Annotated in this window: 20 protein-coding genes and 1 riboswitch; of the genes, 9 read left to right on the forward strand and 11 right to left on the reverse strand. The window is 73.5% G+C overall.

The window, feature by feature from the left end; all coding sequences use genetic code 11:
* Positions 1-425: 425 nt before the first annotated feature.
* Positions 426-2,333, reverse strand: coding sequence for an asparagine synthase (glutamine-hydrolyzing) (gene asnB / locus ABD352_RS53385; protein ID WP_344620419.1), 1,908 nt, complete (start codon positions 2,331-2,333; stop codon positions 426-428).
* Between the two features lie 229 nt (positions 2,334-2,562).
* On the opposite strand from asnB, the gene ABD352_RS53390 reads away from it, so the two are divergent.
* Positions 2,563-4,692 carry a transglycosylase domain-containing protein gene (locus ABD352_RS53390; RefSeq protein WP_425553983.1) on the forward strand — a complete coding sequence of 710 codons (2,130 nt, stop codon included), beginning with the start codon at positions 2,563-2,565 and terminating at the stop codon, positions 4,690-4,692.
* Between the two features lie 30 nt (positions 4,693-4,722).
* Here the strand turns inward: ABD352_RS53390 and ABD352_RS53395 are convergent, their stop codons facing one another.
* Entirely contained in the window at positions 4,723-5,607 is an 885-nt protein-coding gene (locus ABD352_RS53395) for a C39 family peptidase (protein WP_344620371.1), read from the reverse strand.
* 6 nt (positions 5,608-5,613) lie between these two features.
* Positions 5,614-5,748, reverse strand: a riboswitch (cyclic di-AMP (ydaO/yuaA leader).
* A gap of 423 nt (positions 5,749-6,171) precedes the next feature.
* Between ABD352_RS53395 and ABD352_RS53400 the strand changes: the two genes are divergently transcribed.
* The 3 genes from ABD352_RS53400 to ABD352_RS53410 all read left to right on the forward strand — a co-directional run bounded on the left by ABD352_RS53400 (position 6,172) and on the right by ABD352_RS53410 (position 8,588).
* Positions 6,172-6,855, forward strand: coding sequence for a hypothetical protein (locus ABD352_RS53400; protein WP_344620372.1), 684 nt, complete (start codon positions 6,172-6,174; stop codon positions 6,853-6,855).
* Positions 6,856-6,930: 75 nt separating this feature from the next.
* On the forward strand, positions 6,931-8,085 hold the full coding sequence (locus ABD352_RS53405; RefSeq protein WP_344620373.1) for a L,D-transpeptidase: 1,155 nt from the start codon (positions 6,931-6,933) through the stop codon (positions 8,083-8,085).
* Between the two features lie 41 nt (positions 8,086-8,126).
* Complete coding sequence (locus ABD352_RS53410; RefSeq protein ID WP_344620374.1) at positions 8,127-8,588, forward strand: cupin domain-containing protein; 462 nt, start codon at positions 8,127-8,129, stop codon at positions 8,586-8,588.
* 32 nt (positions 8,589-8,620) lie between these two features.
* Here the strand turns inward: ABD352_RS53410 and ABD352_RS53415 are convergent, their stop codons facing one another.
* Genes ABD352_RS53415 through ABD352_RS53445 form a run of 7 tightly spaced genes read right to left on the reverse strand, consistent with a single transcriptional unit; the run spans position 8,621 to position 17,421 of the window.
* Positions 8,621-9,208, reverse strand: coding sequence for a DNA-3-methyladenine glycosylase (locus ABD352_RS53415; protein WP_344620375.1), 588 nt, complete (start codon positions 9,206-9,208; stop codon positions 8,621-8,623).
* The gene (locus ABD352_RS53420; RefSeq protein ID WP_344620376.1) at positions 9,205-9,888 is read right to left on the reverse strand and encodes a TetR/AcrR family transcriptional regulator; all 684 of its coding nucleotides are present in this window, start codon (positions 9,886-9,888) and stop codon (positions 9,205-9,207) included. The genes ABD352_RS53415 and ABD352_RS53420 overlap by 4 nt, the downstream gene beginning before the upstream one ends.
* A gap of 8 nt (positions 9,889-9,896) precedes the next feature.
* Positions 9,897-11,429, reverse strand: a complete 1,533-nt coding sequence (locus tag ABD352_RS53425; protein ID WP_344620377.1) for an MFS transporter — start codon at positions 11,427-11,429, stop codon at positions 9,897-9,899.
* Positions 11,430-11,478: 49 nt separating this feature from the next.
* On the reverse strand, positions 11,479-12,603 hold the full coding sequence (gene menC, locus ABD352_RS53430) for an o-succinylbenzoate synthase (protein ID WP_425553984.1): 1,125 nt from the start codon (positions 12,601-12,603) through the stop codon (positions 11,479-11,481).
* Between the two features lie 29 nt (positions 12,604-12,632).
* The gene (locus ABD352_RS53435) at positions 12,633-13,469 is read right to left on the reverse strand and encodes a GNAT family N-acetyltransferase (RefSeq protein ID WP_344620378.1); all 837 of its coding nucleotides are present in this window, start codon (positions 13,467-13,469) and stop codon (positions 12,633-12,635) included.
* Positions 13,466-14,596, reverse strand: coding sequence for a M20 family metallopeptidase (locus ABD352_RS53440; protein ID WP_344620379.1), 1,131 nt, complete (start codon positions 14,594-14,596; stop codon positions 13,466-13,468). The genes ABD352_RS53435 and ABD352_RS53440 overlap by 4 nt, the downstream gene beginning before the upstream one ends.
* The gene (locus ABD352_RS53445; RefSeq protein ID WP_344620380.1) at positions 14,593-17,421 is read right to left on the reverse strand and encodes an AfsR/SARP family transcriptional regulator; all 2,829 of its coding nucleotides are present in this window, start codon (positions 17,419-17,421) and stop codon (positions 14,593-14,595) included. Before ABD352_RS53445 ends, ABD352_RS53440 begins: the two co-directional genes overlap by 4 nt.
* A gap of 153 nt (positions 17,422-17,574) precedes the next feature.
* Here ABD352_RS53445 and ABD352_RS53450 point away from each other — a divergent pair, with 153 nt between their 5' ends.
* Both ABD352_RS53450 and ABD352_RS53455 read left to right on the forward strand, forming a co-directional pair.
* The gene (locus ABD352_RS53450; RefSeq protein WP_344620381.1) at positions 17,575-17,943 is read left to right on the forward strand and encodes a PH domain-containing protein; all 369 of its coding nucleotides are present in this window, start codon (positions 17,575-17,577) and stop codon (positions 17,941-17,943) included.
* A 69-nt stretch (positions 17,944-18,012) separates the two neighbouring features.
* A complete protein-coding gene (locus tag ABD352_RS53455) occupies positions 18,013-18,192 on the forward strand; it encodes a DUF4236 domain-containing protein (RefSeq protein ID WP_344620382.1) in 180 nt (59 codons plus the stop codon).
* A gap of 102 nt (positions 18,193-18,294) precedes the next feature.
* Here ABD352_RS53455 and ABD352_RS53460 read toward each other — a convergent pair whose 3' ends face one another.
* Positions 18,295-18,684 (reverse strand): ribonuclease domain-containing protein, encoded by a 390-nt coding sequence (locus tag ABD352_RS53460; protein ID WP_344620383.1) that lies wholly within the window; start codon positions 18,682-18,684, stop codon positions 18,295-18,297.
* A gap of 38 nt (positions 18,685-18,722) precedes the next feature.
* Complete coding sequence (locus tag ABD352_RS53465) at positions 18,723-19,160, reverse strand: hypothetical protein (protein ID WP_344620384.1); 438 nt, start codon at positions 19,158-19,160, stop codon at positions 18,723-18,725.
* Between the two features lie 86 nt (positions 19,161-19,246).
* On the opposite strand from ABD352_RS53465, the gene ABD352_RS53470 reads away from it, so the two are divergent.
* From ABD352_RS53470 to ABD352_RS53480, 3 genes are read left to right on the forward strand one after another with little or no spacing between them, the layout of a single operon-like run.
* Positions 19,247-19,606, forward strand: coding sequence for a GntR family transcriptional regulator (locus ABD352_RS53470; protein WP_344620385.1), 360 nt, complete (start codon positions 19,247-19,249; stop codon positions 19,604-19,606).
* Positions 19,603-20,484 carry an ABC transporter ATP-binding protein gene (locus ABD352_RS53475; protein WP_344620386.1) on the forward strand — a complete coding sequence of 294 codons (882 nt, stop codon included), beginning with the start codon at positions 19,603-19,605 and terminating at the stop codon, positions 20,482-20,484. The genes ABD352_RS53470 and ABD352_RS53475 overlap by 4 nt, the downstream gene beginning before the upstream one ends.
* On the forward strand, positions 20,481-21,176 hold the full coding sequence (locus tag ABD352_RS53480) for a hypothetical protein (RefSeq protein ID WP_344620387.1): 696 nt from the start codon (positions 20,481-20,483) through the stop codon (positions 21,174-21,176). Before ABD352_RS53475 ends, ABD352_RS53480 begins: the two co-directional genes overlap by 4 nt.
* The last annotated feature ends 4 nt before the right edge of the window (positions 21,177-21,180 follow it).

Below are 21,180 nucleotides of genomic sequence, written 5' to 3' on the forward strand. Positions count from 1 at the left end.
GGCCCCCGCTCCGGCGGCGGCGCGTGCCCCCACGCCCGCCTCGGCGGCCCGCGCCACCGGGCCCGACGACGAGATGTTCTGGGGTGACGAGGAACCCCCGTGGGACATGGAGCCCTGACGAGCGGGCGGACCGGACCGCTCGGCCGCCGGCGCGGCACCACGGGCGGCGGGACCGGCCTTTCGGAGCGGCAACGCGGACCGGCCGGCGACCGTAGGCCGGCCCGGGCCTCCGCGCCGGTTGCGCCCCGCCGACCGGCCCGCGAATGTGCGGCCGGCCGGGAGGTCCGCTCGTTCAGGCGGCGGGACCGGCCTTCCGGAGCGGCAACGCGGGCCGGCCGGCGACCGTAGGCCGGCCCGGGCCTCCGCGCCGGTTGCGCCCCGCCGACCGGCCCGCGAGTGTGCGGCCGGCCGGGAGGTCCGCTCGTTCAGCCGGTGAGCATGGGGCCGACCCGGGGCTCCTGGCGGGTCACCGTGATGGTGCCGTCGACGAAGATGCCGTGCCAGAGGCAGAAGGTCAGCAGGATCCACAGCTTGCGGGCATGGTCGGCCTCGGCCTTCTCGTGGGCCGCCAGCAGGGCGTGGGCGTAGTTCAGGTCGATCAGGTGGCCGGCGCCCGACGTCGAGAAGACGTGGTGGGCCCACTCGGCCAGCTCGGCCCGCAGCCAGCGCCGGGCCGGGGTGGGAAAGCCCAGCTTCGGCCGGTCGACGATGAAGTCGGGGACGATGCCGGCCACCGCGCGGCGCAGGGCGTACTTCGTGGTGCGGCCGCGGTCCGGGACCTTCAGCCGGGAGGGCAGGCGGGACAGGACCTCGAACACGCGGCGGTCCAGGAACGGCACCCGCAGCTCCAGGGAGTGGGCCATCGACATGCGGTCGGCCTTGGTCAGGATGTCGCCGGTCAGCCACGTGTTGATGTCGATGTGCTGCATGGTGGCCACCGGGTCGAGGGCCACGGCCTCGGCGTAGAGGGACGCGGTCACGTGCTGGTGGCCGATCCCCGGGCCGCCGCGCAGGATCCGGGCCTTCTCGTCGTCGGTGAGGATGCGGGCGTTGCCGAAGTACCGGTCCGGCATCGGGGTCGTGGCCCGCTGCAGGTAGCTCTTGCCGCGCATCCCGTCGGGCATGGCGCGGGCCAGGGCGCGCAGGCCCCGCTGGAGGGGGTCGCCGAGGCGGGCGACGGGGGCGACCGAGTGTGGCTCGCGGTAGATGGTGTACCCGCCGGCCAGCTCGTCGGCGCCCTCGCCGGAGAGCACCACGGTGACGTGCTCGGCGGCGGTACGGGCGAGGAAGTACAGCGGCACGATGGACGGGTCCGCGACCGGGTCGCCGAGGTGCCAGATGATCCGCGGGAGCGCCTCCATCACCTGGTCGGGGCGCACCACGGCGGGGTGCAGGTCGACCCCGAGCTGGGCGGCGGAGCGCTCGGCGATCTCCAGCTCCGAGAACGCGGTGGCGGTGTCGAAGCCGGCGGTGAAGGCCTGCAGGCGCGGGTGCAGCTCGGCGGCCAGGGCCACAATCGCGGTCGAGTCGATGCCGCTGGACAGGAAGGCGCCGACCGGGACGTCGGCGCGCATGTGGGCGCGGACGCTGTCGCGCAGGGCCTCGCGAAGGTCGGCCACGACGGCGGCCTCATCGGCGGCGGGGTCGGGGCGCAGCCAGGCGCGGGTGTAGCGGCGGACCACCGGGGCGCCGCCGAACCGGCGGATCAGCAGGCCGCCGGCGGGGAGCCGGCGCACGTCGCGGTGCATCGTGTACGGCTCCGGGACGTACTGCATCGTGAGGTACAGCGACAGCGCCGTCGGGTCGAGCTCCCGTGAGGCCTGCGGGAGCAGCGGCGCCTTCTCGCTGGCCAGCCACAGGCCACCGTCGAGCGTGTCGACGTAGTACAGCGGCTTGATCCCGAACGGGTCCCGGGCGGCGTAGAGGGTCTCGGTGCCGGAGTCCCAGATGGCGAACGCGAACATGCCGCGCAGGCGCTCCAGGGCGGCCTCGCCCCAGTGGTGGAACGCGGCGGCGAGCACCTCCGAGTCGCCGTCGGTGGCGAAGACGGCGCCGTGCTGGCGGATCAGCTCCTCGCGCAGGGCCTCGAAGTTGTAGATCTCGCCGTTGAAGACCAGCGTCCAGCGGCCCGCCTCGGGGCCGGACGGCGGGTAGCTCAGCGGTTGCCGGCTGCCCTGGCGGTCGATGATCGCCAGGCGCCGGAAGCCCACCGCCACGCCGGGGGCGATCCGCTCCAGGGCCATGTCGTCGGGTCCGCGGTGGTCGATCAGCCCGAGCTGGCGCTCCATCGCGCCGAGCAGTTCCGCGGTGATGATGTCGTTGCCGGTGTACATCACGAAGCCGCACATGGTGTCGTCTCGCCCCCTTCGCTCCGGACGGCCACGGTGCGCCGCGCATCCAGCCGAACAGACCGCGGGCGACCGGGCGGGCGGATATGTCCCCACCCATCCGATCCCTCGCCCCGGCCAATGGCCCGGGTGATCCACGACGTGACGGCGGTTACCGCAGGGCCCGCCGGGTAGCGGCGCGCCACCGAAAAAGCCCCACCCCGGGAGAACAGTCATGCGCCTGCGCCGCCGCCCACGCCCACGTCCCCAGCACCGAAAGCGGCGGGTGGCCACCCGGCTGCTGCGGCTGCTGCTGTGCGGGGTCCTGGCCGGCCTGGTGGTGGCGGCCGGCCTGCTACCGGTCGCGATCGTCACCGGCGGGCTGGCCAAGGCGGGCAGCGACACGTGGGAGAACCTCCCGGTCGACCTGGCCACGCCGCTGCCTGCCCAGACGTCCTACGTGTACGCCAGCGACGGCAAGACCCTCATCACCACGTTCTACGACGAGAACCGCCGCGACGTCACGCTCGATCAGGTCGCCCCGGTCATGCGCCAGGCCGTGGTGGCGGCCGAGGACACCCGCTTCTACCAGCACCACGGCGTGGACGTGAAGGGCGTGGCGCGCGCGTTCGTGTCCAACAGCCGCGGCGGCGCGCAGCAGGGCGCCTCGACGCTGACCATGCAGTACGTGCGCAACGTGCTCAAGAACAACCCCGGCCTGACGCCCCAGCAGCACCTGGACGCGCTCGCCGACACCCCGGCCCGCAAGCTGCGCGAGATGAAGCTGGCCCTGGCGCTCGAGCAGCGCCTCAACAAGAACGAGATCCTGCAGCGGTACCTCAACATCGCCTACTTCGGCGCGGGCGCCTACGGCATCTACGCCGCCGCCCAGACCTACTTCGGCAAGGATCCGGCCGACCTCTCGCTGGCCGAGGCGGCCATGCTGGCCGGCGTGCTGCAGTCGCCGGACATCGACAACCCGATGAGCGGCGACCGGGACAAGGCGCTGCAGCGGCGGGCCTACACCCTCGACTCGATGGCGAAGATGCACGCGGTCACGCCGGTGGTGGCGGCCGCGGCCAAGGCCACCGAGGTGCGGCTGACGGAGCACCGGCCGCCGAACGACTGCACGGCGGTCGACACCGCGCACAACGACTGGGGCTTCTTCTGCGACTACTTCCGGCTGTGGTGGAACAGCCAGGCCGAGTTCGGCAACACCCCGACCGAGCGCGACGAGGCGCTGCGCACCGGCGGCTACTCGATCGTCACTTCCATCGACCCCGGCATCCAGGCCGCGGCGCTGAGTCAGTCGCTCGGCGTCTACGGCTACGGCAACGCCCGCTCGCTGCCCCTCGCCGTCGTCCAGCCGGGCACCGGCCGGGTGCTGGCGATGGCGGTCAACCGGCACTACAGCCTGGAGGCCAACCCGCCGCAGCACCCGAACTACCCCAACACCGTCAACCAGCTCGTCGCGGGCGGGTCGGGCGTCGCGGGGTACCAGGCCGGATCGACCTTCAAGATGTTCACCATGCTCGCCGCGCTGGAGTCCGGGCGGCCCCTGAACACGCACTTCAACGCGCCGGCCCGGATCCCCACCATCTGGCCGGGCGACGGGTCGTCCGGCTGCGGCGGGCGGTGGTGCCCGGCCAACGACACCCCGAGCTGGATGGACGGCGACCGCACCATGTGGAACGGGTTCGGGCGCTCGGTGAACACGTACTTCGTGTGGCTGGAAGAGCAGGTCGGGGCCGACCGGGCGATCGAGATGGCGCAGCGGCTGGGCATCGTCTTCCGCGACGACCATGACGCGGGGCTGGCGGCCAACGCGGCCGCGTGGGGCTCGTTCACGCTGGGCGTCGCCTCGACCACCCCGCTGGACCTGGCCAACGCCTACGCGGCGGTGGCGGCCGGCGGCGTGTACTGCCAGCCGCTGCCGGTGCTGTCGATCAAGGACGCCGACGGCAAGACGCTGGACGCCGGCACCCCGAAGTGCCGGCAGGCGGTCGACCCGGACGTGGCCGCGGCCGCGACCGACGCCGCCCGCTGCCCGGTCAGCAAGGGCTCGGTCTACGGCAAGTGCGACGGCGGCACCGCCGAGGGCGTCTCCGGGATCCTCGCGGGACGGCCGGTGGCGGGCAAGACGGGCAGCTCGGAGTACAACGCCACGGAGACCTTCGTGGGCTTCACCCCGCAGATCGCCGCGGCCGGCATCGCGGTCAACCCGGACAACCCCAACGACTACGTGGGCGGCGGCGTCTCCAGCTCGGTCGACACGGCCGTGGCGCAGACCATGGCGTTCGCGCTGCGCGGCGTGCCGGTCCAGAACTTCGCCGTCCCGAGCAGAGCCCGGGCGATGGGGGCCTGAACCGGCGAACGCCGTGCGGCGATGAAACGATCAGGCCGAGTAACCGCGCTGGGCGATCCAGTTGGCCATGTTGGCGATGGACACGGTGTAGGAGCCGACGCCCTGGGCGTCGGCCGGGTCCGCGATCTTCACGGTCTGGCCGCTGTCGCGGTAGCCGACGATGGTGAGGTAGTGCCCGCCGTCGTAGGAGTGGCTGTGCCCGGCGTCGTCGGTGGTCGTCCCGGCGATGTTTGCCACGACGGCGTACCCCTGCGAGACGGCGTTGACGACCGCCGCCTTCAGCTCGGCGATGTCGGCCTGGGTGGCCGCCTGGCCGGTGATGAAGTGGGCCTTGTAGAAGTCGGTCTTCAGGTACGCGTTGAGCGCGCGCGTGGTGTCGTCCGATGAGTTGGTGCCGTTCACGGTGGTGCCCAGGCTCTGGGCGACCTCCGACTGGCTCGGGGACAGGCCCTTGGCCGTGAGCGCGATGCGGGTCGCGGCCGGGCCGCAGAAGTAGTAGTTCTCCTGCCAGGCGAACTGGTACGTCAAGTCTTTCTGGACCGGGATCGTCGGGGTGGGGGAAGCGGTGTGGGTCGGGGCGGCGCTGTGCGTGGAGGCAGAGGTGGAGGTGGGGGCGGGCGCGGCCTTGGTGGTCGCCGGGGCCGCGTCGCGCTGCTGCTGCGGGGCCGCCGGCGTGTCGTGGGCGCCGGGGGATCCGGTGGAGGGCTCACCGGCCAGCGCCTGTGCGTCGGCGGCCTGGACCGTCGAGGCGGCCGGTGTGGTGGATGTGGAGGAGGCGTGCTCCAGGCCGGCGACGCCGAGGCCCGCCGCGACGGCGAGGACCGCGGCCGAGGCGGCCACGAGGGGGATCCGGCGGCGACCGGGGGCCGGGTCGCTCTGCTCGGGTTTGTGCCGGGGTTTGTAGAGGTAGCTCACGGGTACCACTCCTTCCGGTACCGCTTACCGGGTTAGCTGACGGGTTCGGGCGGGAAGATCGCCCTACCGCGGCAAACGCGGACTCACCCCAGAACGTGGGTCCCCGGTTCGTGCGTGCGCACGACTCAGCGGATCCACCAAGCCGTCACCCACCGTGGGTGAAAGACGTCGGCGAGGTGGACCCGGCGAGGCTATTCGCGCCGCTCAACAGGGCTTTGCACCCCCCGTCGAAACGGCTACTGGGCGTGATGCCCCGGGCTTGATGCCCGCACGAAGAGCGCTCGGGCGCACACGGCTCGGGCGCCGTTTATCACGCCCAAAATCACCCCCTCACCCGGGGGCTCCTACTCTCGCCGGATGCTCGCCGGTGCCGACGAAAATCCGCAGCCCAGTGACGCGGCCGAACCCGGTCCTCACCGTCTGCGATCTCGCTCTGGCCGCCATTCGGTGGCCCGCCTCCGTGTCCTCCTGCCGGACCCCGCCCGCCTCGACGCGGCGCGCGACCGGCTCCGTCCGCTGCTGACCCACCCCCGACGGGGCGCAGCGGCGGCAACCGTGTTCGCCGTGGCCGCATTCGGGCTGACGGCCTTGCTGACCGCCCCGAGCGGCGACCCGGGCGCCGCGGTGGCCGAACGCCCCGCCGCCGTGACCGGCTCCGACCCCTCGCGGGAGTCGGGGGAGGTGGCTTCCCGCAACCATGAACGGGCGCCGGCCAGCCGGCCCGCCCCGACCACCAAGTCCCCCAAGTCCCCCAAGTCCACCAAGTCCACCCCGTCCACCCCCTCGACCACGTCCACCCCGTCCGCCGCGCCCACCAAGGTGGCGCCCGTGGGCGGGCTCAGCCAGACCGAGATGGACAACGCGCTGGCCATCGTCGCGGTGGCCAAGCGGGAGCGGCTGCCCAAGCGCGCGGCCGTGGTGGCGCTGTCCACCGCGCTGCAGGAGAGCCACCTGCGCAACCTGGCCAACGGCAACCTGCCGGCGTCGCTGCAGCACCCGAACGAGGGCGTGGGCTACGACTACGACTCGGTCGGGCTGTTCCAGCAGCGGCCGAGCTGGGGCTCCATCGACCAGCTCATGAACCCGGAGGAGTCGGCCCGCCGCTTCTACGCGGCGCTGCTGAGGATCCCCGGCTGGGGCGACTACGCGGTCACCGTGGCCGCGCAGATGGTCCAGGGCTCCGCCTTCCCCGACGCGTACGCCAAGTGGGAGGGCCTCGCCAACACGATCGCCGACGCCACGATGTAGCGCCGTCGCCGATCCTTCCCGTTGTCATTCGTTTGCCGGCCCGGCCTCGCCCGGGCCGGCACGACGATGAGCGGCATGTACAGACACAGCGTGTTCCGGTCCGCGACCGCGCTGCTCGTGCTCGCGATCGCGGCGCAACCGGCGCTGTCGGCCTGCGACGGTTCCCTGCACCGGAAACCCTCGGTGGCCAAGAACAGCGCTCCCCCGACACCTGTCGGGCTGACCATCACCCCGACCGCCGGCGACGCCGGGTCGCCGATCAGCGCCGAGATCGGGCTGAAGGTCAACGACGGCAAGATCACCAATGTCGCGCTCACCGACCCGGCCGGCCAGCCTGTGGCCGGCGCGCCGCGGGACGACGGCAGCTCCTGGGTGCCGGCCACCGCCCTGCGCTACGGCACCGCCTACACGGTCAAGGTGACCGCCGTCGGGGTCGACGGCAAGCCGGTGACGAAGACGTCGACCTTCACCACGGCGGCCAAGCCGACCGGCCCGCAGATCAATTCCGACCTGATGCTCACCAACGGCGGGACGTACGGCGTCGCGATGCCGATCGTCGTCGACTTCGGCAGCGACGTGCCGCCCGAATCCCGCGCGGCCGTGCAACAGCGGCTCTTCGTGACCAGCGATCCGCCGCAGCCCGGGGCGTGGCGCTGGTTCAGCGGGCACGAGGTGATGTACCGCCCGGAGAACTACTGGAAGCCGGGTACGAAGATCACCGCCCGTAAGGCTCTCAACGGCGTGCCCATCGGCAACGGCCACACCGACGAGGATCTCACCGCAACCATCACGATCGGCCGCAAGCTCACCGTCGACATCGACAACAACACGAAGCAGATGACCGTGTTCCAGAACGACCAGCCGATCCGCACCATTCCGGTGAGCCTGGGCAAGGATTCCACGCCCTCGTCCAGCGGCACCACGGTGATCATGTCGCGGGAGTCCGCGACGGTGTTCCGCACGTCGGAGTACACCGCGGCGGTCCAGTACGCGGAGCGCCTCACCTGGGGCGGGCAGTACATCCACGCCGCCCCATGGTCGGTCGGCGACCAGGGCGTGCGCAACGTCTCGCACGGCTGCACCAACGTCTCCACGGACAACGGCCGGTGGCTCTACGAGTCGCTGCTGGTCGGCGACCCGGTGACCACGCGCAACACCGGCACGCCGCTCGACCCGGGCGACGGCTGGACGGCGTGGGACATGTCCTGGGCCGACTACACGAAGGCATAGGACCGCACGAAGGCACAGGACTACAGCGAGAAGGGGTACCCATGGAGGTCATCCGCGCGCCGAGCACCAGCCGGCCGGCGCCGCAGCAGCGCTACTCCGGCGTGGCCTGGATCGGTCGCGACGTCGTCGCGATGGAGCCGTCCCGCCTGGCGACGTTCCACGCCCAGTTCAACCCCGGCGCCCGCACGGCGTGGCACCGCTGCCCGTACGGCCGGGTCCTGCACGTCCTGCACGGCGTGGGCCGGGTCCAGCGCCGCGCCGGCCCGGTCCACGAGGTGCGGGCCGGCGACACGATCGTGGTGGAGGCCGGCGAGTGGCACTGGCACGGTGCCGGCCCGGCGACCTTCGTGGCCGTGGTGTCCACCCACGAGACCGACCCTGACGGCACCGGCACGGAGTGGGGCGAGCAGGTCACCGACGCCGAGTACGCCCGCCCGCCGCAGTCCATGGCGGTCCGCCTGCCCGAAGCCGACCGCCTCCCGGACCGGGAGGCCTGCTGGTGACCGAGAGCCCCGCCGCGACCGTGCGGCGGGGCTCAGCTTTTGCGCGGCCGGGGGGCGTGGCGGCGGTACTCGCTGACGGTCGGGTCGCCGGTCAGCCAGAAGCGCCACGGGAGGTCGTGGGCGCCGGTGACCCCGACGCGCGGGCCGGCCGAGATCTCGCCCGGCGGGGTGCCGGGCCCGGTCAGGAGGCCGTCGAGGAGGTACGTCCCGTAGAAGTCGCGCCCGATGCCCAGCGCGCTGCACAGGCGGGCCGGTCCGCGGGCCAGCTCGGCGTCCGAGCGGGCGACCGGGCGCCGGGCGCGGGCCGTCTCCAGGCCGTCGACCACCTCGCCGGCCCGCAGCAGCACGGCCGACGCGGTGCCCTCGGTGCCGGTGACCACGTTCATGCAGTAGTGCATGCCGTAGGTGAAGTAGACGTACGCGTAACCGGCCGGGCCGAACATGATGGCGTTGCGCGGTGTCCGGCCGCGGTGGGCGTGCGAGGCCGGGTCCTCGCCGGTGCCCGAGTACGCCTCCACCTCGGTCAGCCGCACGGTCACCCCGCCCACCGTCAGGCGGCCGCCCAGGAGCGCGACCGCCGCCTGGTCCGGCGCTCCGGCGAGCGCCTCGACCAGCGTCATGGCCGGATCAGCCCGATGCGGCGGACGAGGTCCTCGACCGCGCGCTGCAGCGGCGGCATGGGGAAGCCCGGGATGAACTGGCGCATCACCACGGCGCCGTGCAGCGAGGTCCAGAGGGTGGTGGCGTCGGCGAACGGGTCGGCGCTGGCCGAGCGGCCGGCCTTCACGCACTCGGCCAGCGAGTCGACCATGACCATGAACGCGTCGAGCCGGCGGCGCCAGACCTCGGGCAGGCCGGCGATGTCGGCGGGCGAGCTCATGCTCGGGCGGTCGGACCGCCGGCGGCCGAAGAGGACGCGGTACCGCGCCGGGTCCTCCATCCCGAACCGCGCGTAGGCCTGGCAGCCCGCCAGCAGCCGCTCCACCGGGTCCTCGATCCCGTCAGCCGCGCCGAGCACCAGCAGGCGCAGCCGCTCGAATCCGATGTCGAGCACGGCCCCCAGGATCGCGTCGCGGTCGGCGAAGTGGCCGTAGATCGACGGGGCCGAGATGCCGGCCTCGCGGGCGACCGAGCGCAGGGTCAGCGCCTCCTCGTTGCCCTCGCGCTCCAGCAGCCGCTCGGCCGCGGCCACGATCTCGTCGCGCAGCAGGGCGCCCTCGCCACGCCGGTTACGGGTGCGGCCCCGCCCACCCCCGTCCTCTGCGGTGGGGGTGGGCGATCCGTCCTGTTCCGCCTCCATGACCTTCATCATGCCGTCTGCAGCACCGGCTCCGCCGCCTGGACCTCGGCGCCGGGCACCGACGGCGCCGCCGCGCGGGCCGGGCGGACCACCGCCACCGCCACCGCCATCAGCAGCGCGATCCCCGCCGCGATGAGGGCGCCGCGGTCCATCGCGTCGGTGAAGGCCTTGTCCGCCACCGCGATCACGTGCTGGGCCGCAGGGGCCGGGAGCGTGGCCGCCACGCCGTGGGCCGTCGGCAGGTCGGTGCCGGCCGGACCCAGGTCGGTACCGACGCCGGAACGGTAGGCGGAGGAGACCACCGTGCCGAGGACCGCGATCCCGAACACGCCGCCGAGCTCCCGGATCACGCTGTTGAGCGCGCTGGCCATCGAGGCGAACCGGGGCGGGACCGAGCCGGAGATCTGCAGGCTGGCCGGGGCCATCATCATGCCCATGCCGAGGCCGATGACCGCAGTGCCGACGGCGATCTTCCAGAAGGCCGTGTGCACGCCGGTGGTGGCGAGGTCGAGCAGGCCGGCGGCGGCCAGGAACAGGCCCAGCACCAGGGTGCCGCGCACGCCGAGCCGGCGGGTGATGAGCGGCGAGGTGGCCGAGGTGAGCGCCATGGCCACGGCGAACGGCATGGCACCCAGGCCGGCCACGAGCGGGCTGTAGCCGTGGACCAGCTGGAGGTACTGCGACAGCTCGAACAGCGTCCCGAAGAGCACGAAGAACACCACGGCCAGCGAGAGCGCGGCGACGGCGAAGGTGCGGTTGGTGAAGAGGTCCAGCCGCACCAGCGGCGAGGCGGCCCGGCGCTGCCACGCGACGAAGGCGGCGACCAGCACGGCCGCCAGCGCGAGCTCGGCCAGCGTCACACGGTCGGCCCAGCCCCGCGACGGCGCCTGGATGACCGCGTCGACGAGCGCGGCGACGGCCGCGGTGGACAGCAGCGCGCCGAGGATGTCGAGCCTGCCTCCACGCACCGCCGGGACGGACGGGACGACGGCGAACACGGCGCCGATGGCGAACGCGACCAGCGGCACGTTGATCCAGAAGGCGCTGCTCCACGAGAAGTGCTCGAGCAGGGCGCCGCCGGTGACCGGGCCGATGAGCACGCCGATGCCGGCCGCGGCCGACCAGGCGCCGAAGGCCTTGGGGCGCTCGGCCGGCGGGAAGATCCGGGTGATGATCGCCAGCGTGGCCGGCATGACGAACGCCGCGCCCAGCCCCATCACCGCCCGCCAGGCGATGAGCTGCCCGGGCGAGCCGGACAAGGCCGCGACGGCCGAGCCGCCGCCGAACACGACCAGGCCGCCGATCAGCGCGTTGCGCGAGCCGAACCGGGCGCCGAGGGTGCCGGCCAGGATCAGCGCCGAGGCGAAGACGAGGGTGTACGCGTCCGTGATCCACTGCAGGTCGGAGGTGCTCGCGCGCAGGGCGTGGGCCAGCGACGGCAGGGCGGTGTTGAGCACGGAGTTGTCGAGCGTGACGGCGACGAGCGTGAGGCTGAGCACCGCGAGAGCGGCCCAGCGGCGTGGGTACTCGGACTCGGACATGACACGGGCTCCTTACGGACGTTTGTTTACGCCCGTAAGGTTAAGACCGTCAGCTAACGCTTGTAAAGTTAATCCACTCTGTCGCCGTCGTCACAGCGTCGAGGACCTCCCGGATCGGCGTGACCCCGATGCCGGGGCCGGTCGGCACGCCCACGTGACCGCCGTCGAGCGTGAAGGGCTCGGTGATGTCCTGCGCGTAGTAGCGGTCGGAGGCGGAGGTGTCGCCGGGCAGCGTGAAGCCCGGCAGGGCGGCCAGGGCCAGGTTGGCCGCGCGGCCGAGGCCGGTCTCCAGCATTCCGCCGGCCCAGACCGCCACCCCGTTGGCCGCGCAGACGTCGTGGATGCGGCGGGCCTCGAGGTACCCGCCGACCCGCCCGGGCTTGATGTTGACGATCCGGCAGGCGCCCAGCGCGATCGCGTCGGCCGCCGCCCGCGCGTTGACGATCGACTCGTCCAGGCAGATCGGCGTGCGCACCAGCCCGGCCAGGCGGGCGTGGCCGCGCAGGTCGTCCTCCGGCAGCGGCTGCTCGATGAGCAGCAGGTCGAACGGGTCGAGGCGGGCCAGCCGGTCGGCGTCGGCGAGCGTGTACGCGGTGTTGGCGTCGACCTGCAGCAGCACGCCGTCGCCGAAGCGCTCGCGCACGGCCCGCACCGGCTCGACGTCCCAGCCCGGCTCGATCTTGAGCTTGATCCGCAGGTAGCCGGCGGCGAGGTACCCCTCGACGGCCTCCAGCAGGGCGGGAATGGAGTCCATGATGCCGACCGAGACGCCGGCCGGCACCTTGTCGCGCACCGCGCCCAGGAAGTCGCCCAGCGGCAGCCCGGACGCGCGCAGGTGCGCGTCGAGCACGGCCGTCTGCACCGCCGCCTTGGCCATCGGGTTGCCCTTGAGCGGCTCGAACAGCCGCTCAAGCGCGTAGACGCTGCCGTTGCTACGGCGCAGGAGTGGCACGAGGTACCGCCGGATGAACGCCTCGGCGCCGTCGACGTACTCGGCGGAGTAGAACGGCCCGCTCAGCGCCACGCACTCGCCCCAGCCCTCGGCGTCGGCCGTGACCGCGCGCACCAGCAGCACGTCGCGGGCGTGCTCGGTGCCGAAGGAGGTGCGAAACGGCGCCACCAGCGGCATGGCGATCCGGCGCAGCTCCAGGCCCTGCAGTCGCAGGTCGCTCATGCCGCCGCCTCCGTTGCGCTCTGGACCGCTCATCGTCCGGCCTCCAGCAGGTAGTGCCCGTCCCGGGTGACGCCGGCGATGCGCAGGCCCGCGGCCAGGCGGCCCATGAGCGCGTCGCGCACGGCGTGACGCCAGCGCAGCGCCGCCGCCGGGTCGCCGCGGCGCAGCTCCTCGACGTCGACCGGCACGGCCACCGTCAGCGCCGCCGCGGCCGGGTCCGGCTCGTGCAGCAGCGGCTCGCCGTCCTCGGCGCGGGACACCAGCGGCGCGGCGCCGCTCGTGTCGACCTCGAAGCCGGCCCCGCGGGCCAGCTCGCCGACCCGCGGGCTCTCCAGCCGCCACACGACGAGCACCCGGTCGGTCAGGTCGCCGGTGTTGATGCCGTCGGTCATCCGGCCGTAGAACTCCGGCAGGTAGGCGGCCGCGTCGGCGCCGAGCTTCTGCAGGTTGAAGTACGCGTTGCGGCCGATCAGCGGGTCGTAGGTCCAGTGCACCTCGGGCACCCCGCGGGCCAGCGTCCAGGCCCGCTGGTGCAGCTTCAGGGCCCGCCCGACGCCTTGGCCGTGGCCGCCGCGCTCGACGCCGGCCAGGTGGGAGTGCAGGTGCTCGCCCGCGCCGTCGCGACCGAAGAAGCCGACGGCCGCGCCGACCAGGACCCCGGCGCGATAGGCGCCGGCGACGTAGTTGCCCGAGTGGACGTACGTCCGCAGCATCGACGGCGACGCGATCTCCGCGGGGTGGCCGGCCCGCCACACCCGCTGCAGCAGCGCCGAGCACTCCTCGAGCTCGACGGCCGAGGACAGCTCGACCATCTTCACCCCGACGCGGTCGGCGGCGGCCGAGGCATCGGCGAAGGCGGTCGTCACCGCTCCCGCCCGATCCGCGCCGCGAGCGCCCCGACCAGGGCCGCCCGCTCCGGCAGGCTGGACAATTGAATCCACTCCCCCTCTGCGTGTGCGTTGCCGCCGATCGCGCCGAGCCCGTCGAGGGTCCGCACGCCGACTCCGGCGGTGAGATTGCCGTCCGAGCCTCCGCCGACCGCCTCCCCCACCGCGGGGGCGCCGGTCAGCTCCTCGAAGAGTCGCTGCGCGAGCGCGAACAGCTCGGCCGACGCGCTCGCCGGCAGCGCCGGGCGGGCCGGGCCGGGCTCCACGTCGACCTGCGCGCCGGGCAGCACCGGGGTGAGCCCGCGCAGGGCGGCGTCGACCCGCTGCAGCTCCGCCTGCTCGAACGAGCGCACGTCGACGCTGAGCCGCGCGGCGGCCGGCACGGTGTTGCTCGTCGTCCCGGCGACCGAGTTGGTCGGCGTGACCGTCGTGCCGCGTCCGGGGTCGCCCAGCGCCGCGATGCGCAGCACCTGGTGGGCCAGCTCCACGCCGGCGTTGACGCCGCGGTGCGGCGCGTTGCCGGCGTGCGAGGCGCGGCCGGTGATCCGCACCGAGTAGTGCGCGATGCCCTTGCGGGCGGTCTTGAGCCGGCCGTGCGAGCTGCCCTCCAGCACCAGCGCGCCGGCCGCGCCGCGGGCGGTGTCCTCGATGAGCGCGGTCGAGGTCGGCGAGCCGAGCTCCTCGTCGGCGTTGACCAGCACCGTGACACCGTCGAGGTCGCCGATCGCGGCGAGGGCGTGGAAGAGCACGACCAGGCCGCCCTTCATGTCGACCACGCCGGGGCCGGTGGCCCGGTCGCCGTCGATCGCGAACGGCCAGCGGGCCAGCGTGCCCAGCGGCCAGACGGTGTCGTAGTGCCCGACGAGCACGACCCGGGCCGGCGCGGCACCGAAGCGCCAGCGCAGGTGCGGCCGGTCGCCGATCACGATCCGCTCCGGGGCGGCGCCGAGGCTGCGGGCGCCGAGGGCGGCCACCACGTCGGCGCAGCGGGCCAGCGCGTGCACGTCGGAGGACGGGGACTCGACCCCGACCAGCTCGGCGAGGTCGTCGTACATCTGCGGGGCCGCCGCCGCCAGGTCGGCCCGTAAGGTGCGAAGCGCCGTCATCCCCTCACCGTAGCCGCCGGGCCGGGCGAACCGGACGGGAGCTTCGCGCGCACGGCGGCGGCGTGCGCGGGGTCGAGCTCGTCGAAGATGTCGAGGCTGTGCCGCCACGCCTCGGCCGCGGCGGCGGCGTCGCCGACGGCGGCGTGCGCGTCGCCCAGGTGGCACAGCACGTAGGCCTGGCCGGAGCGGTCGCCCAGCTCGCGGTAGGCGCGCAGGGCGTGGCCGTAGCAGGCGAGGGCCTGGCGCGGGTCACCCAGCCGGTGGTGGGCGTAGCCGACGGCGTCCCAGGTGCCGGCCTCGCCGTGGCGGTCGCCGGCCTCGCGGTTCTCCACCAGCGCGTCCCGGCAGCGCCGCAGCGCGGCCTCGTGGTCGCCGAGCTGCCCCATGATCCAGCCGGTGGCGTTGAGGGCGCGGGCCCGCCAGAGCTTGTCGCCGAGCCGCTCGAACAGCTCCAGGGCCTGCTCGCTGTGGCTCAGGGCGTCGCGGTACCTGCGCTGGGCGTGCTGCAGCCAGCCCAGGTGATAGTGCGCGCGGGCCAGCCCGGGGGCGTCGTCGAGCTGCTCGAACAGGCACAGCGCGGTCCACAGGTACTGATGGGCCTCGTCGAAGCGGCCGATGCGGGCGTAGACCTGGCCCAGCTCGCAGGACGCCGCGCCCTGCCCCGGCCGGTCGCCCAGCCGGCGCAGCGCCCGCAGCGCCGCCTCCTGGATGCTCACCAGCTCCTGCCACTGCCCGCGCCAGTCCAGGAACGTGGTCATGGCCGCGGCCAGCCGCCAGGTGTGCTCGTCCAGCCCGCGCCCGGCGGCCAGGCCGACCGCGGCCAGCAGCGCGCGGTGCTCATCGGCGAACCAGGCCTGGGCCTGCTCCCGCGGCGGGGCCGGCACCGCGGCCGCCGGGTGCCGGGCCGCCCTCGGCGCCGGGTCCCGGGCCGGGTCGAGCTGCCGCGCGGCCACCTGGGCGGTGGCGAGGTAGTGCTCGAGCAGGCGGTGCACGGCGGCGGACCGGTCGGCCTCGCCGTCGGTCGTCTCGGCCAGCTCGGTGGCGTAGGCGCGCAGCAGGTCGTGGAAGGTGTACCGCCCGGGCCGCTGCTCCGTCACCAGCCCGGCCCGGTCCAGCTCGGCCAGGCCGGCCCGGGCGGCCGCGGCGGGCACCCCGGCGAGCGCGGCGACGGCGTCGATGCCGAGATCGGTCCCCGGCCCGAGGCTCATCCGGCGCAGCACCCCGGCCGCGGCCGGGCTCAGCGAGCGGTACGACCACGAGAACACGGCCCGCGCGTCGGAGGCCGGGTCGCTGCCGGCGATCGCGTCCAGCGTCGAGCGGCGCGCGCCGAGCTCGTCGGCCAGCGCCGAGAGCGGCAGCTCGGGCCGGGTGGCGGCGCGCCCGGCGACCACGGCCAGGGCCAGCGGGAGCCGCGCGCAGCAGGTCACGATCCGCTCGACGGCGGCCGGCTCGGCCGCCACCCGGCGCGCCCCGAGCCGGCTCACCAGCAGGTCGCGGGCCTCGGCGTCGGTGAGCAGGCCGACCGGCACGGGCACCGCGCCCTCGATCGCCACCAGCGAGGTCAGCGGGTCGCGGCTGGTGACCACGACCAGGCAGCCGGGCGCGGCCGGCAGCAGCGGGCGGACCTGCTCGGCGTCGCGGGCGTTGTCCAGCAGGATCAGCACCCGCTTGCCGGCGAGCCGGCTGCGCAGCAGGCCGGACAGCCCGGCCAGGTCGGCCGGGACGCGCTCGGACGGCACGCCGAGCGCGTCGAGGAAGCCGCGCACCGCGTCGGCCGGCGGCATCGGACGGTCGCCCGGGTCGAAGCCGCGCAGGTTCACGTAGAGCTGGCCGTCGGGGAAGCGGTCGGCCACCCGGTGCGCCCAGTGCACCGCGAGCACCGACTTGCCGACCCCGGCCGTGCCGGACACCACCGCGACGAACACGGCCGCGCCGGGCGGTGCCCACTCGGCCGGCAGCAGCGCGTCGAGCCGGGCCAGCTGCCCGGCCCGCCCGGCGAACGTGCGCACGGCCAGCGGGATCTGGGCCGGCACGGTGCTCGCCGGCTCCCGCGGCTCCCGCTCGGGGGCCAGGCGCACCGGGGCGGCCGGCGGGTCGAGCCCGGCGTCCTGGCGCAGCATCGCCGACTCCAGCTCGCGCAGCGCCACGCCCGGCTCGATGCCCAGGTCGTCGCGCAGCGTGCGACGCAGCCGCTGGAAGGCCGCCAGCGCGTCGGCCTGGCGGCCCATGCGGTACAGCGCGAGCATGAGCTGCCCGTGCAGCTGCTCGTCGAACGAGTGCTCCCGGGTCAGCTGCTCCAGCTCCGGCAGCAGCGCGGCGTGCTGCCCGAGCCCGAGCCGGGCCTGCAGCAGCGCGCGCTTGCCCTGCAGCCACAGCTGCCCGATCCGCTCCGCCTGCTCCTCCAGCCAGGTCACGCCGGTCGCGTCGGCCATCGGCTGCCCGCGCCAAAGGTCCAGCGCCCGCTGCAGGTCCCGGGCCCGGTTGCCGTCGTCGCGGTCCTGCAGCCCGGCGCTGATCAGCCGCTCGGCCACCGCAACGTCGGTCCCCTCGGCGCCGACGTCGAGCACGTACCCGGGCGGCCGGGAGCGCACCGCGCCCTTGTCCGACAGCGTGCGGCGCAGGTAGGAGAGGTGGCTCTGCAGCGCGTTGACCGCATTGGGCGGCGGCGCCCCGTCCCAGACCAGATCGACCAGGCGCCCGGTGCTCACGACCTCCCCGGCGTGCAGCCCGAGCACGGCGAGCACGGCCTTGCGCCGCAGCCCCTGCACGGGGCGCGCCTCGCCGCCCACCACCACGTCGATCGGACCGAGAAGCCGCACTCGCACCGTGGCCGCCCCCCAACGGTCGATCGAGAGCAACCTATAGCGATTGCACCATCAGCAAGCCGAGGCCGGAAACGATACCCCGCGATGCAGCACTTGTATGTCCAGTTCCTACCAGCGATGGCGGGGGTTGATCGTGATGGCTACGTTGAACGCATGGCGCAGCAGGCGAAGTACGACCGGCGGGACCAGTTCGATCAGATCGAGTCGGGGCTGTTGCCTGGCGAGACCATCATCGCCGTCTACGACGCGGTCGGGGTCGGGACCGGGTTCATCGGGCTCACCGACCGGCGGGTCATCCTGCAGGACCGGTCGTTCGTCGGCAAGCGGGTGGCGATCACGTCGATCCCCTACGGCAAGGTCACCGCTGTGTCGGTGGTGAGCAACAAGTCGTGGGCCGGCAGCTTCTTCAGCAGCGGCACGGTGGCCGTCCACGTCGGCACGCACACCTACGAGGTCGACGTGCGCGGGGTCGAGAAGACCCAGCACATCCACAACGTGATCCTGCACTACGCGGGCCGGTGACGGCGCCCGGCAGCGGCACGGTGGCGGGCATACGTCATCCTGGATCGCGACACCCCCGAGGAGGACCCGTTGCCGATCCTGTTCCGCAAGGCGTTCCGCATCGGCCCGCTGGTGCTGAACTTCACCCCGAAGGGGTTCTCCTCCTGGGGGCTGAAGATCGGTCGCTGGTCGTGGAACTCGCGCACCCGGGCGCACCGCTACGACCTGCCGGGCCCGTTCTCGTGGCGTAGCAAGGGCAAGCGCAGCTGAGTTTCCCGCTCCCTCCGGGCGCTCGCCTCGGGGGAGCTCCGCTCCACCCGAAGTGCAGCGTGGGTGCGGCCTGCACGGACCGCACCCACCCGCTCCATGGCCTTACAACCGGTAGAAGTCCGTGTAGTGGTTCGGCGAGTACCAGGTGGCCCCGGTGCTGCGGTTGATGATGATGCGCTTCGCGTCGCGCGCCGCGCCCTTGTTGCGGGGGATCACGTCGTACTCGTAGTAGGTCGCGCCGGCGGGCAGCTCGCCCTCGTTGTTGTAGTACTGGCCGCCGGCGAAGTTGTACTTGCCGTACGGCCACGCGTACCAGGTGCGCGTGGTCGGGAAGCCCAGGCTGCTCCAGCCCGAGCGGGCGGTGCGCGCGTCGGCGCACCCGGAGATGTTGCACGAGGAGTAGACCGAGGCGTTGGCGGCGGTCGCCGGGGCGACGAGCAGCCCGGCCAGCAGCACGACGGCGACGACGAGACGGCTCAGCAAGCGAGTCATACAGACATCGTCGGCGACGAATATCGACGAGTGGAAGATTACTCGTGAACAGGTGCCGCCGCGATATGTAACGCCGCCACGGGCAGCTCCCGCGGGTCGACGCTCCACTCGGCCGCGACCTGGAACACGTCGCGCTCGTCGACGAGGGCCTCCTCGTCGCTGACGAAGACGTCCTGGCCGTGCGCCCGCGCCCAGCGGTGCATCACGAGGCTGCGGTCGGTGGCGAAGTACTGCACCTCGGCCCCCAGCCGCATCGACAGCGCCGCGATGCCCTGCCAGCGGAACAGCCACTTGCCGGCCACGAGCGTCCACTTCTCGAGCGCCACCACGACCACCCGGTCGTCGGTGAAGTGAGCCAGGTCCAGCCCCGTGCGCGGCTCGACCGACCCCAGGTCACGCAGCTCCAGCGCGTCCATCACCAGCCGCGGCTCGGCGGCCACGGCCAGCCACGCCATCTTGGGCCCCCACCCGAACATGCCTCGACCCTACCCGCTTGACACGCGGGGTTCGTCGGTTGCATGGTTACTTACATGACTAATGAACCGACCAACCGGACGCGCTGATGGACGACGGGCGGCCGATCTTCCTCCAGATCGCGGAGCAGATCGAAAACTCGATCATCGACGGCGGCCTGCCGGAGGACGCGCAGGTCCCGTCGACGAACGAGCTGGCCGCCTTCCACCGCATCAACCCCGCCACCGCGGCGAAGGGCGTCAACCAACTCGTCGACGACGGGATCCTCTACAAGAAGCGAGGCATCGGCATGTTCGTCTCCCCCGGCGCTCAGGCCAAGCTCCGGCAGCGCCGGCGCGACCAGTTCGCCGAGCAGTACCTGCGGCCGCTGCTGACCGAGGCGGCCAAGCTCGGCATCCGCACCTCCGAGCTGAAAGCCATGATCGAGCGCCACGAGGAGACCCGATGACCACCCCGATCGTGCGGGCCGAGGCCGTGACCAAGCGCTTCGGCGGCCTCACGGCGCTGGACGGCGTGACGTTCGAGCTGCGGCGCGGCGGCATCTACGGCCTGCTCGGGCGCAACGGCGCCGGCAAGACCACCCTCATGCAGGTGCTGACCGGCCAGCAGCTGCCGTCGGCCGGCCGCGTCGAGGTCTTCGGCGGCGACCCCTTCGAGAACGAGCGCGTGCTCGGGCAGGTCGCGTTCATCAAGGAGAGCCAGCGGTACCCCGATGCCTTCCGCGTCCGCGACGCGCTCACCGCCGGCCGGATGCTGTTCCCGCACTGGGACGAGGCGTTCGCCCGCGCCCTCGTGCACGACTTCGACCTGCCCGCCAAGCGGCAGATCAAGAAGCTCTCCCGGGGCATGCTCTCGGCCCTGGGCGTGGTCCTCGGCCTGGCCTCGCGCGCCCCGCTGACCTTCTTCGACGAGCCCTACCTGGGCCTGGACGCCGTCGCCCGGCAGCTCTTCTACGACCGCCTGCTGGCCGACTATGCCGAGTTCCCCCGCACGGTGGTGCTCTCCACGCACCTCATCGACGAGGTCAGCGACCTGATCGAGCACGTGCTGCTCATCGAGCGCGGCCGCCTGGTGCTCGACGAGAGCGCCGACGCCCTGCGCGGCCAGGTGGTGACGCTGACCGGCCCGGCCGGCGCGGTCGACGCCTTGGCCGTCAACGCCGACGAGCTGCACCGCGAGCGCCTCGGCGGCCTGACCCGGGCCACCGTCCGCGGCCGGGTCGAGCCCGGCCAGGCCCGCGCGGCCGGCGTCGAGCTGCAGCCGGTGTCGCTGCAGCAGCTGGTCGTGCGCATCACCACCGCCGACACGAAGGAGCACGCGGCATGAACCGGATCGTGACGATCGCGCGCCTGCAGGCCCTGGGTCGCCGCGGCGCCCTCCTGTGGCCGCTGGCCATCCTGGCCATCGCGCTGTGCACCAACCTGGTCGTCTTCGCGAGCATCTCCGACACCGTGGACGAGCAGCCCGTGACCGGTGCCCTGGCCAGCATCTACGTCGCCACCTTGGCCTTCGGTGCCGTCGCGGTGACCCAGCACCTGCCCTTCGCGCTCGGCCTGAGCGTGACCCGTCGCGAGTTCACCGCCGGCCTGGCCCTCTTCTTCGCCGTGCAGACCATCGCCTATTCGGTACTGCTGGTTGTCCTGCAATCCATCGAGGTCGCCACCAACGGCTGGGGCCTGCGCCTGCGCATGTTCGGCGTGGGCTTCCTGGACGACTACTCCCCGCCGGTGCAGTTCGCCATGTACGCCTCCCCGCTGCTGCTCATGGCCATCCTCGGCGCGGGGCTCGGCACCTTGCACGCCCGCTGGCGCGTCAACGGCGTGCTGACCGGCGTCGCGGCGGCCATCGTGCTGCTCGGCGGCGCCGCGGCCCTCATCGGCTACCTGCACCGCTGGCCCGACGTCGGCCACTGGTTCGCCCACACCAGCCCGGTGGCGCTGCTCGCCGGCTGGCCCCTGCTGGTGGCCCTCCTGGTGGGCGGCGCCTCCTATCTGGCCCTGCGCCGCGCCACTCCCTGAGCGT

It is taken from the genome of Dactylosporangium salmoneum, from assembly GCF_039532525.1.
Classification (GTDB): Bacteria; Actinomycetota; Actinomycetes; order Mycobacteriales; family Micromonosporaceae; genus Dactylosporangium; species Dactylosporangium salmoneum.